11 protein-coding genes are annotated in these 12,936 nt (G+C 38.1%); all 11 read right to left on the bottom strand.

The window, feature by feature from the left end:
• Positions 1 to 2,082 carry a 6-hydroxymethylpterin diphosphokinase MptE-like protein gene (locus H5158_RS05680; RefSeq protein ID WP_182739656.1) on the bottom strand — a complete coding sequence of 694 codons (2,082 nt, stop codon included), beginning with the start codon at positions 2,080 to 2,082 and terminating at the stop codon, positions 1 to 3.
• Positions 2,083 to 2,091: 9 nt separating this feature from the next.
• Complete coding sequence (locus H5158_RS05675) at positions 2,092 to 2,391, bottom strand: hypothetical protein (protein ID WP_182718206.1); 300 nt, start codon at positions 2,389 to 2,391, stop codon at positions 2,092 to 2,094.
• Positions 2,381 to 2,809: a flagellar export chaperone FliS gene (fliS, locus tag H5158_RS05670; RefSeq protein ID WP_149981556.1), complete on the bottom strand. Its 429-nt coding sequence runs from the start codon at positions 2,807 to 2,809 to the stop codon at positions 2,381 to 2,383. The genes H5158_RS05675 and fliS overlap by 11 nt, the downstream gene beginning before the upstream one ends.
• A 28-nt stretch (positions 2,810 to 2,837) precedes the next feature.
• Complete coding sequence (gene fliD / locus H5158_RS05665) at positions 2,838 to 4,247, bottom strand: flagellar filament capping protein FliD (RefSeq protein WP_182739655.1); 1,410 nt, start codon at positions 4,245 to 4,247, stop codon at positions 2,838 to 2,840.
• A gap of 31 nt (positions 4,248 to 4,278) precedes the next feature.
• Positions 4,279 to 4,713, bottom strand: coding sequence for a flagellar protein FlaG (locus H5158_RS05660; protein WP_149981560.1), 435 nt, complete (start codon positions 4,711 to 4,713; stop codon positions 4,279 to 4,281).
• A gap of 77 nt (positions 4,714 to 4,790) precedes the next feature.
• Positions 4,791 to 5,753: a flagellin gene (locus tag H5158_RS05655; RefSeq protein WP_149981562.1), complete on the bottom strand. Its 963-nt coding sequence runs from the start codon at positions 5,751 to 5,753 to the stop codon at positions 4,791 to 4,793.
• A gap of 165 nt (positions 5,754 to 5,918) precedes the next feature.
• Positions 5,919 to 6,887: a flagellin gene (locus tag H5158_RS05650; RefSeq protein WP_182718208.1), complete on the bottom strand. Its 969-nt coding sequence runs from the start codon at positions 6,885 to 6,887 to the stop codon at positions 5,919 to 5,921.
• Positions 6,888 to 7,317: 430 nt separating this feature from the next.
• Entirely contained in the window at positions 7,318 to 8,280 is a 963-nt protein-coding gene (locus H5158_RS05645) for a flagellin (RefSeq protein ID WP_149981565.1), read from the bottom strand.
• A gap of 349 nt (positions 8,281 to 8,629) precedes the next feature.
• Positions 8,630 to 9,862, bottom strand: coding sequence for a flagellar hook-associated protein FlgL (gene flgL, locus H5158_RS05640; protein ID WP_149981567.1), 1,233 nt, complete (start codon positions 9,860 to 9,862; stop codon positions 8,630 to 8,632).
• A 2-nt stretch (positions 9,863 to 9,864) separates the two neighbouring features.
• Positions 9,865 to 11,871, bottom strand: a complete 2,007-nt coding sequence (locus H5158_RS05635) for a FlgK family flagellar hook-associated protein (RefSeq protein WP_182739654.1) — start codon at positions 11,869 to 11,871, stop codon at positions 9,865 to 9,867.
• A 1-nt stretch (position 11,872) separates the two neighbouring features.
• On the bottom strand, positions 11,873 to 12,841 hold the full coding sequence (flgJ, locus tag H5158_RS05630) for a flagellar assembly peptidoglycan hydrolase FlgJ (protein ID WP_182739653.1): 969 nt from the start codon (positions 12,839 to 12,841) through the stop codon (positions 11,873 to 11,875).
• Positions 12,842 to 12,936 lie beyond the last annotated feature (95 nt).

The following is a 12,936-nucleotide window of genomic DNA, read 5'->3' as shown; positions in this document are numbered from 1 at the left end:
TTATTCCTTTCCTAAGTCACATTTTTCATCATAGTGGATTTTATAATCAGCCATTATCTCTTGGATATAACATTTCCATAACTTATTTAGCTGTTTATATTTTTCTAAACAAAATACTTCGTCTTCATATTGATACAAAAGCGTAATCATCGGGCAGTGATAATATAAGAGCGCGCCTTTTATTATATGAAATATATGCCCTAAGCTAGTATTTCTTAAAGAGTAAACATACCTAGCTTGACGCTGTAATTGCTTAGCAGCAATACTACGACTTGTAATATCTTCATCAATAATTGAGAGTAGATGCTCGCAAATATCCTGAAGTCTATCCACTGCAATCAATCTATCTTCTACATCATCAACAGGTAATACTGTAAAATAATTATTCTTGATATTGCTGATAACCAACTCTTTATCAATCTCTTTTTCAATATCAATTAAATTATCTGCTGCAGTAGGAATAGCACCTTGAAGTTTTGCACCGTTTCCTACATTTATGCAGTTATTCACTTTGTAAAGACTTAGAAGCTTTTCTAACTGCGCATGAGCCACAAGAAAGAGATCATTTGAAACAACATGGCCACCCAAATTACCTTCAATCAATCGACCATTGAACTCTAAACTACCGTACCCCTCTGAATCATCATCATTATTTACTTTGTAAATACTATCTTTACTGTGATGTGAGCCTGATGGCTGTTTACCGTTATCAATACCAAAAAGATAGATATTTCTAAATCCCATATGAAGTAAAAACGAAAGGGCTGCATTTGCAACAACAGGATTACAGTAAGGGATCAATGGTAAAATTTGGGACAAATGAACTTGAGATATAACGTCCATTAAACATGTTCCCGCCTCATTACCTTTTCCCGCTATTCCTGCCCATTTATAACGTTTATTCGTATCAGGATATAAAGTATTAAGGCCCAGCAAGTTCACTTTTTTGTATTCATCAGCAGGGAAAATATCACCAAAAATTTTATAGTTCGAATATGGACGTTCAACTAACACATGAAAGTCAACTGGGATACCCTTCTTATATAATGACGCTATGGCGGTTCCCGCAGCGATTACGATCCCTTTTTGATGGTTATTTTTTAAAAATACTTCAGCTTCATCCAGCGATGGACCATTACCAACAATAAATATAGGTGTATCAAAGTCTATTTCCTGGGTCGTCTTCGTTAGTAACGCAGCTTTATTTCGAATATGATGGATACTATGAGCAAGCCCAGTTATTGCATCGTTGTAAAACCCATGACCAAACTGAAAACGGAAGTAATCTTCACTCCACTGCTTAATCAAAACATTTAGTTCTGTACCGGGTGTATGCTGATAGCAAAAACTGCGCACTAAGGAAAATGCACCAATGTCTTCGGCTATTTTTTCAAGGTCAATTATAAATGATTTATGATCAACACCTAAATGAAAAAACAAGCACCCTCCATTGGAATCAATTTTTTTTATAATTTCAAACCAATCAGTGCAAAATAAACTCGCAAAAAATTGTTCAAAATCTGGTTCAACTAAAAATATATAGTCAAATTGAGTATCTTCCAAAAGAAGCGGAACATGATAACCTAACCCGATACCAAAAATAACTGCGGAAGGAAATGAAGATGGTAAGTTACGAACTACAGGTTTACTTTCGGCTCTGACTTTTTTCATAAAGCGAGTTAACTTTACCATATATCGAGAGTGAATACGGGTATCGTCATCATCTTCAGGATAACCAGTGTAGTCAGTTAAACTAAATACGGGCCTTTCTCTTTGTGCCTGTATTTGTTTTTCAGTTTGAGTAATGGGGTCTTGTGAATAAAGTAAAGTATTTCCACCACTTGGTATAAAATTACCATGCCCGGACTCTGTAACATGTAAGCAAAAGTCATCTTTGGTTTTAAAGTTTTTTATTGCTATTGCTATATCAGGGAAAAACTCAGAAAAACACTCAAAATTCTTTTCAAATCGCTCATTTGCTTCTGTAGCAAAAATCGCCTCTCTTTCTTGATGTTTTATAGTTTTTTCAAGTTTTTCTGAGATGTGCTCAAGCTCGTTATTAATATCTATATTCTTTATCATGTCGGTTACCTACTTGATATTTTTATACACATTTATTTTTTTTTGCGTATTAATATGAATACCAAGTTCTTTTGCAGCCTGCTGTTTTTTGAGGCTTATTTCTAATACCGTAGTATTCAATTTGATTGAAAAATCCGATAAAAATAACACATCGTTTTCGCTGAGGTTCTCAGGTGAGGTAAAGAGTGCTTTCAATGTTCTATCAATTAATAGTAACTTGCTTTGAGCTGACTCTATATCACCTTCAGCTAAATATTGATTAATTACAGACAAATCGGGGGCTAACTGAGACAATAAACTAGCCGACATTAGCATCTATACCATTTTCACTAAGTGTTTTTTCTCGAACGTCATGAGGAATAGCATCCCAAGCAGACTTTATTTCTTTTAATAAATTAGATACTTCTTCAACAATTGCAGGATCATTTTTTATTGTTGCATCAACTAAGCGATCTATCATATAAGAATAAAGTGCATATAAATTATCAGTCACTTCACCACCAACTTTAAAATCTAAACAGCCCCTTAAGGCTTCAATAATAGCAGTCGCTTTAGATAAATGTTCGGCCTTCGCTTCCATATGTTTTCTTTCAATAGCAACTTTAGACATCACCATTTTTTCAATCGCACCCGCCATTAACATTTGAATTATTTCATAGCGATCAGCACCGGCAACACGGGTCTTGAGTGCTTCTTTCTGATAATTTTTTACTTTGGCGTTATACATATTAAAACCCTTTTAAATCAAAATTAATTTATGATTTGTTTCTTGTAAATCCAGGTAAGCTCGCAAGCTGCGCTCCTAAGTACTGTTGTGTTGATTGCATTTGCGCCAGTAACACATCTAAACCCGCATATTGCTTTCTAAGCCTACTTTCTAATTCGGTCATTCTAAATTCATGCTTTAGTACATCATCTTCTAAATCAGTGACCTGTGTATTTAAATTATCTTCTCTTTGCTTTAAAATGCCTTTTGAACTTACGTAATTATCTAAAAAAGATTCGAACTGTTTAGCAACACCATTTTCACCAGCAAAAGCCTTTCCGATATCATCAAAATTTTCATCCATTGCTGTATTTAAACTGCGGACTAAAGTTGATTTTTCTAGATAACCTTTCTTATCAACACCCAAGCCAATATCAAAAATACTTGTGAAAGGCCCTGCATCCGTTAAATTTGTAGAAAGCATATTGACCATTTGTGAGCTCAAAGTACGAATGGTTGCATCGCTATTTAAAGGTTTTCCGACTCTCGATTGCAGACCTAACTGCCCTATAGCATTGTTATAATTAGCAATAAATTCATCAATTAATGTTGTAACGCTCTCACGGTCATAGCTAACAGCCAACTTTGCCGTCTCTCCATCAACGCTTTGTCGTTTAGCGGTGATCGTCATATCTTGTACAGCATCTTTAAACGTATTGGTGTCATTGGTAATCTCAATACCATCAACTTTAATTACTGCACTTTTTGCTTTATTTTCATCTGCTATACCAATACCACCGCTACCAGAAGCTCCACCATTAGCATCAGTAGATACATTGTCTAGCTCAGCATTATCATTGGTGATTACCAAGTCATTATTAGCGCCACTTACACTTGAAGTAAGAACCAACTTTGACTCTGTACCAGTATTTATTATATTTGCTGTTACACCAAAATTATCATCCGAGTCATTAATTGCGTCACGCAAATCAGCTAATGTCGCACCTGCATCGAGAGTTAGATCAAAGCTTTTTTCTCCAGCAGCAAATGACAAGGTGCCTCCAGAAGCAGTAACCACATCATCCGTTGCCGTAAACAAACCAGCATTTGATGTCGCGCGACTGCCTTGAGCAAGTGCTAAAACTTCAATTTTAAAATTACCAGGCGTAATATCTTTTGTCGGTGTAACAGCAATTAAATCGCCGTCGTCACTAGTAGGTTGGCTAATATTGGCTATGCGTTTATTAAAATTATCAGGATCTGCTAGCTTTTTTATTGTGTCTTGTAGCTTGGATAACGCAGACTTGATCTCTCCGATTGAAGATAATTCAACTTCTAACGACTTGTCCTTTTTTGCAAAGGCATTCATTTTTGGAACATTTTCGGCATCAACAGATGCTTTAATGATACTTTCGAGATCCAGCCCAGATCCAATACCTGCGGATGTTATAAGTGGCATACTTCTCTCCTACTATCTGTTCCAAAAAATATTATACAGTTTGATTTAGTAACAAACCTTTGTTAGTTAGTTTATCGGCAAATTCATCTAAAGCTTTAGCAACTTCTCTAAACTCTTCAGTTGGAATTTCACGAATAACTTCTTCGCTTGTTTTATCAAACACTTTAATTATTGGTGGATCACCCTGCTCATCAAATTCAAATTTTAAATTTGTTGCCGTCACAGGAATATATTTATTTAATTTCTCTAAGTTTTCTTTCACTTCGTCGATCAGTGCTTTTCTTTCACTTTCAGAATCAAGTTGCTGACTATTATCAACAAGTGCGGGCTCTCTACCAGCAATTTTTGTACCAGCTTTTTCAACAGTTGCTTTTTTACTTGCTTCGTTTAACTCATTTTTATTTGTAAAAGATGAATTAGCGGTGAAGTTTTCACTCGATTTAATTATTCCACCTAAGTCAGCCATAATAGCTCTCCTTCAAAATACAAACAAAGTATAAGTCATTATCGAGACAATATCTCAATAATGACCTAATTAACCGTCTAGCCTAGTAACGATAATGCTACTTGTGGACGCTGGTTTGCTTGACTCAAAATAGATTGGCTTGCTTGTTGTAATATTTGAGATTTAGTCAAATTAGCTGTTTCGGCAGCGAAATCAGTATCTTTAATACGTGACTTAGCAGCACTCAAGTTTTCTGAAATGTTAGATTGGTTACGAATAGTTGATTGAAAACGATTTTGCACAGCACCGAGTTCGGCACGCTTTTTATCAACTACTGCAATCATTGCATCCATACCAGCCATTACCGCTTGTGCGTTAGCTTGAGAAGATACACTAATACCACTTGCTGTAAATACAGTTGCAAAGTCGGTATTATCAGCTGAAGCACCAACCTGTGAACTAATTGTTCCCGCAGTAGCACTTAAGCTTGCACCTGTCACAGCACTTGCTACACCTGCAATACCTGACATAGTAAAGCCATTATTACCCGCAACCGAGTTTGCAGTGCCACCAACAGAAGCCATACTAAAGCTAATATTCTGTACAGCATCAGCACCAACTTGGAAGTTAGCTGAGAATGAACCATCTAGGAGATTTTGACCACCAAATGTTGTATCTGCAGCAACACGATTCACTTCTTCTGATAATGAACGAATTTCTTCTTGTACTGCTAAACGATCTTCATCTGTATTTGAACCGTTTGAAGCTTGTTGAGCAAGAGTACGAATACGCTGGAACATTGACGTAGTCTCATCAAGTGCGCCTTCAGCAGTCTGCGCAAGTGAGATCCCATCATTAGCATTTCGGTTACCTTGATTCAAACCATTTATTTGACTAGTTAAACGGTTAGATATTTGCATGCCTGCAGCATCATCTTTTGCACTATTAATGCGAAAACCTGATGATAGACGTTGAAAGGATGTATCGAGCTGGTTACCAGATTTCATCAACTGGCGTTGTGCGTTCAATGAACTCACATTAGTATTTACATATAAAGCCATAATAGCCTCCGCTTTATCATTTTAAATAGAATAACAACGGGATACCCCTACCCTGTTATTACTCCAGACTGAGAGTCCTAGATTTTTAGTTCTCTAAGTCAGTTATCGTCAGATAAAACGGAAACTTTAGCTTTATTTATAAATTTTTAACAACGTTATACTATTCTAACCCTGTAACAAGCTTAATGCAGCCTGAGGCCTTTGATTTGCTTGGCCTAATATTGTTTGGCTCGCTTGTTGTAAAATTTGGTTTTTAGTTAAGTTAGCTGTCTCCATTGCAAAATCAGCATCTTTAATTCTTGATTTAGCAGAGGCTAAATTTTCAGAAATATTAGCTTGATTTCGTATTGTCGACTGAAAACGGTTTTGTACCGCACCTAATTCAGCGCGTTTTTTATCAACCACCGCTATTAGAGAATCCATACCCGCAAACACAGCCTGTGCATTTACTTGTGATGACACACTAATACCTGCAGCTGTAAATACAGAAGAAAAATCTAATGTTGTTGATGCCGTTGCGCCATCAACTGAGCTTACATTAGCTGCGAGCGTTGAAAGTGCTTTACCACCCACGGCTGAAGCAACACCGGCAACACCTGATATAGTAAAACCACCATTAGCAGCAAGAGAATTAGCTGTATCGCCAACAGACTGCATACTAAAACCAATAGTCTGTACAGCATCAGCACCAACCTGAAAGCTTGCAGAATAAGAGCCATCCAATAAATTTTGACCACCGAATGTAGTGTCCGTGGCAATTCGGTTAACCTCATCAGATAACTGTCTAATCTCTTCTTGGATAGCGAGCCTATCTTCATCTGTATTAGAGCCATTTGCTGATTGCTGAGCAAGTGTTCGGATACGTTGAAATGTAGAAGTAATTTCATCAAGCGCACCTTCAGCTGTTTGTGCCAGCGAGATACCGTCATTCGCATTACGGTTGCCTTGGTTTAAACCCAAGATTTGCGATTGCAAACGATCCGATATTTGTAAACCAGCAGCATCATCCGCCGCGCTGTTAATACGCAGACCAGATGATAAACGTTTAAAGGAAGTATCTAAGTCGTTGCCAGTTCTTTCAAGCTGTCTTTGCGCATTAAGCGCGCTGACATTCGTATTTACAAATAAAGCCATAATAAACTCTCTTCTTATCTGTCAAATTAAAGCCACTCTTTAATTTAATGAGTGGAATTTTGACAAAGTGACCTGTTACTACAGTCAAGTTAAGTTGACTGGGGGCAATAAACTGCCACTTTGCAGATTAATTTAAATCGTAATAAGTATTCAGCAATCTTTAGGCCAACTTTATAGATAGAGTTGCATTGAATTATAAAAAACGAGAAAAGGGCCTATAAGGCCCTTTGAAGATAAGTTTGAGAGTGGGTATGCCTAACACTTACTATTGGCATAGTTTGTGCTTTAACAATTATGTTCTTACAAATGTTAGAACAATACAGGATTTTTAAGCGCCTCCGCTTTATCAATCCGTTTCAGCGCCTTTGTTAATACCCCATTAAACAAAGGCGCTACATTCTTAGTCAATTAATTGACTATTTCCAACCAATTATCCTAGAAGACTTAATGCAGCCTGTGGACGTTGATTAGCCTGACTAAGAATTGTTTGGCTAGCCTGTTGTAGAATCTGCATTTTTGTTAAGTTTGCAGTTTCTTGCGCAAAGTCTGTATCTTTAATACGTGATTTTGCAGCACTTAGGTTTTCTGAAATATTTGACTGGTTACGAATCGTTGATTGAAAACGATTTTGTACCGCACCCAGCTCAGCGCGTTTTTTATCAACAACCGCGATTAATGAATCCATGCCGGCCATTACCGCTTGCGCATTCGCTTGTGAAGATACGCTTATGCCGCTTGCTGTAAATACCGCAGCAAAACCTGTAGCATCAGCTGATGAACCTACTTGCGAACTAATTGTTCCAGCTGTAGCACTTAAACTTGCGCCTGTTACCGCACTGGCAACCCCTGCAATACCTGACATGGTAAAACCGTTATTACCAGCGATTGAGTTAGCCGTACCGCCAACTGACGCCATACTAAAGCTGATATTCTGTACAGCATCTGCGCCAACTTGGAAATTCGCGGAGAAAGAACCGTCTAAAAGGTTTTGACCACCAAACGTTGTATCTGCTGCAACACGATTTACTTCTTCAGATAATGAACGAATCTCTTCTTGCACCGCTAAACGGTCTTCATCAGTATTTGAACCATTTGCTGCTTGCTGTGATAATGTTCTGATACGTTGGAACATTGATGTTACTTCATCTAATGCACCCTCAGCTGTTTGTGCTAATGAAATACCATCGTTTGCGTTACGGTTACCTTGGTTCAAACCGTTAATTTGTGATGTTAAACGGTCAGAAATTTGTAGACCTGCCGCATCATCTTTCGCACTGTTAATACGAAAACCTGATGATAAACGTTGGAATGATGTATCCAGTGCATTACCAGAATTATTTAATTGTCTTTGTGCGTTTAACGCGCTAACATTTGTATTTACATATAAAGCCATGATATCTCTCCAGAAGTAAACTTATCATTTACTCTCAAACTTACTAGATTAAGCAGTGGTTGTTATTTACAACGCTTTGCTTGGTTAATTAAGTTATCGGTCTAGCAAAAAAATCCTTTAGCTTTTTTTTTTATTTTTTTTCCATTATTTTTTAAGCTCATGTAATTTAATGAATTTTATAGTGACTAAATTAATAAAGCTCATTAAAAAACTAAAAGGATTATTGTGCAGGTCTTTTTCTTCAGGAAATTATTAAGCTGTTAAATAGTAAGGAGATGATCTTAAAAGGCTGTAAAAATACGAGAGTAAGGCAATATATTGCCTTACTCTTGATGTTCTTATAACTTACTTATAAGTAATCGAACAGTGATAATTTAGCTAAGCGGCCAAAAGTTGCCTGCGACGCTTGCAGTGCAGTTTCTTGCTTCGTGAGTTCAGTAATAGCCTCAGCCATATCAAGTTCAATTAAATCTGCACGGGAGGATTTATTATTTACATCTAGATCACTATTAGATTGCGTGATTTTCTCAGCTGTATTTAACCGCCCACCTAAACCAGCCTGTGTTAAAGAGACCTGATTTTTACTGTTATCGATTTGGACCATGGCCGATGCCAATACTTGGTCATAATCTTCTTGACTAATTGTTGGGTCAGTTAACCCAGCAATTAAATCGCTTAATGTGTTTAAAATATTTTCTTTTTTCGGCGCTTCTAAAGTAAAGTCTACCTGCCCGTTTGCAACTGGGCTAATATCAATTTCCATCCCAGCAAATTTAATTTTTGATCCCTCAAAGCTGCCAGAGCTGATCACACTTCCACCTTGTTCAACCTGATATGTATTAGGTGTACCTGGGGTTGTTATAATATTAAACGTATTTGCTCCGGCCGCGGCTGCGGGATCAGCGTTATAATTTGCTTTATGAAAAGCATCAAACTGAGCTTGCTCGCGTACATACACTTTTGCGCTAGTGATCCCTCCTGAAACAACGCCGTCATTAGAGGCAACATTCAACCGGGCATTGACCTTTTCAAACGTATCAACCCCATTATCACTGGATTTAATTTCAACTCCTTCCGCTACTTTAATTTTATGCTGGCCTTGGTCGCCACCATAAACATATTTGCCAGTTGAAGAATCAAGCGAATAGGTTTGGGTGTTATCTTGATAGCCTGAAAATATATACTTACCATCTTCAGTTTTAGCATTCATTAAATCAAGCACACTACTTTGTATAGATTTAATCTCTTCAGCAATACCTTCACGATCGATATCGGTATAAACACCATTACCTGCTTGAATTGCCAATGTATAGGCTTTTTCAAGTGAGCCTTTAATATTTTCAAGCACACTGTCTTGAGTCTTTAATCGACTCGTTAGCATGGTAATGTTTTTACTGTATTGCTCATTCGCTTGTATACGATCGGTATACAGTAACGCCCGTGCTGTTGCCGATGGATCATCTGAAGCTGTAAGCACTCGCTTTTGGGTATTAACTTGCTCTTGTGCTTTATTGACATTTTGCTGATTATTCAAAATCGAATTAACACTGTTTTGATACATCAAATTATTAGATAAACGCATAATTACCTCGCAGCATTAAGTAAAGTGTCAAATATAGAACGGGCTGTTGAAAGCACTTGTGCAGACGCCGCATAAGATTGTTGAAACCGCAATAAATTGGCAGCCTCTTCATCAAGGTTAACTCCCGAGAGTGATTCATACCAGGCTTCAGACTGTTGAGCTAATGCCTCAAAAGCAGCACCATTGGTCTTCGCTTGATTGGTAACAACACCAATATCAGTAACTAACCCTGCATAGGCTTGATTAAATGTTTTATGATTATCAGCCGATGCGGTTGTGGTAACATTTTGCCGCACTAACTCACCACTTTGTAGCCCAGCCAACAGTAAGCCATTGCGATTATCATCAAAGCCACCTTCGTTAAACTCCAGTGTAAAACTATCACCTACCGCTGTGGTGCCTTCAATATCAAAATCAAAACCGTAACTATCATAAGGAGGGCCAGCTTGCTCTAGTAGATTTTTAGCAGGTGGAGTAATCGTAAAAGTCGAGCTGCCGTTATTGTCTGTAATTGTATATTCATTAGCATTAGCGGTTTTCACTATCGTGATATCACCATTTGCTAGATCCGGAGGCGTCGTGGCTGTAAAGCCACCCGAAGTCACACTAGTAACAGTCCCTGCTGATATATTGCCATTACCTGTATTGTTTATATTATCTGCCGTACGAATTGGAGAAGCCAGCGCTAGCGCTTCTGGTCTATCGGTAGCCAGTGTTAAACTCGATGCAGCCTCGGCATTCAGTTTAACTGCAAATTTATCGCCAACATTACCAGTCCCTGTAACGTTTAATTGTAAACCAAAAGATTCCCCACCGGTCATAGTCGATGAATCAATAACGCCAGCAACTATATTGGCGGTTGAGGGAGAGCCTAATGGTTCACCTTTATTATCGACCGGTTGTATTTCTACCGTTGTGCCACTGGTATAAGTAACAATAAAGTCACTGGCAGGAATTTCACTGCCTTTACCTGGTTCTAAGGTAGCCGTTATGCTTGAATTGCCTGTATTGGCTTGATAAGCGTGACCGCCAATCGTTGGGATTGTAAAAATATCACCACCGAGCTCGCCATTACCGTCCATTCCTAAACGGTTTTGTTGATTAAAAGCATCAGCAATCGCAAGCCCCATTTGGCCAAGTTGGTTTTGTGCTGGCACTAAAATGTCATCACGAAATGCTAATAATCCGCCAATTTTACCTTTAAGCTTAGTCACATCAACATCAAGCGGCACAGCTTTGCCGCCATCTATGTCTAAATGTAATTCTTTAAAATTAGGATCAGGATCGCCCGCCATCGAAAATAAATTAAATGCGCCATCTTGCATTACTAATGATTCGCCGGTGCCCATAAATACGAGCTTTTCACCGTTGGGGCCATCAAGTGTCTCTACATCAATTAATTCCGATAACTTACGAATAGCAAGGTCTCTTTCGTTGTACGTGGTGCTTGAGTTTGCCTCGTTACGCGTACCATTTACGGTAGCTATTTGCTTATTCAAGCTGCTAATATTTTGAATTAATGTATTCGCTTCATCAGAAAATATTTCTAACTGATCATTCACGATATTTTTTTGATTAAATACAATGCCTGATAAGCGATCCATTTGATCAATCAAATTTTTTGCATCCGTCATTACGAGCGATCGTGCAACTGAGGATGATGGCTGATTTAAACTTTCCTGCACATTATTGAATAACGAATTCATACTAGTCGATAGACTATTGGATTCTTGAGAAAACAAACTATCAACCCGGCCAGCCTCAGTCACAAATTGGTCGAAAAAGGTTTTATTTGAGGTATCACGATTGAGTTGCTTTTGTGCAAACTCATTTAATAAACGATAGGTTTCTCCACGACCGACTTGGTTATCAATCATGGTCATATGCTCTGTACGCTCGCGTACATAACCTACCGTATTAACATTGGTAATGTTCTTACTGGTGGTTTGCAGTAACTCAGAGCTAGCTCGAACTCCTGAGCTTGCAATGTCAAATAAGTTAAACGACATGTTAATTTACTCCTTGGCGAACCAATGATGTCGCCAATGTCTTAAGCTCTGTGTGGTTTAGCACTTGCTTAATTTTGTCAGCGTAATTGGGGTCAGTGGCATAACCAGCTTTTTGTAATGAATCTAAAAAGGCAGCCGGTTTTGCGGTATTTTGTAGCGCTTCTTGGTAACGTGGGTTTGCTGTCAAAAACTGCACAAAGTCATTCACACTCTCTTTAATAGAATCATATGCACGAAAACTAGCTTGTTTTTTAACTGGTGTGCCTTGCTCAAATTCAAGCGTCATTTTGTTGGCTTTCTCACCTTGCCAGCTTTTATCTGATTTAATATTGAATAAATTAAAGCTGCTATTACCATCACTTTTATTAATAATATGCTTACCCCAACCAGTCTCAAGAGCTGCTTGTGCAACCATCACAGCGGGGTTCAAACCAATTTTCTCAGCAGCTGTTTTGGCATGTTCCCAAACACTACTGATAAAATCTTCTGCATTTTCAAACTGAGGTTTTTGCGCTGTTGATGAGCTGCTATTGACAGCCTGAGTGTCAGCCGCGTTATCAGCATTCTTGCTGGTTGCACGTTGATCACTGGTAAAATCATCGACGGTGCGCAGCACTGAACTAGGGGTAAATTTTTTCCCGTCAGGAGAGAGTTGTTGCACTATGAGATCGGCTAAGCCCAATGAACCTTTTGAAGATAAATCAACCGATAACTGTTGATCATGCATTTCTTCAAAAAACTTTACTCCACTGGAGTTAAAAGGGCTGTCTTCGTCTTCAAACGCTTCGTTTGCTTTACGCATACTTTTTAAAAGCATTTGCGTAAAAATAGATTCAAATTGTGCCGCTGCTTTTTTTAGCGCTTCTTTTGATGCTTCAGGCGAGGCACCACTTTTTAAGGCATCTTGACGTAATGTATTGAGATTGCCTAAATCAAAGAAGTTTTGTTTATCGAGATGATTAGTATCCATCAGCAATTTGACACAGTGATTAATAATAGTATTAACAATGCAATAATTAAGCCAATGCGAGTTTGCGAGTTGCGAGTTGCGAGTTTGCGAGTTTG

The organism is Pseudoalteromonas sp. SR45-6 (assembly GCF_014163545.1).
GTDB lineage: Bacteria > Pseudomonadota > Gammaproteobacteria > Enterobacterales > Alteromonadaceae > Pseudoalteromonas > Pseudoalteromonas rhizosphaerae.
Note: the sequence above shows the minus strand (reverse complement) of the source record. Positions and strands in the feature narration are given on the sequence as shown.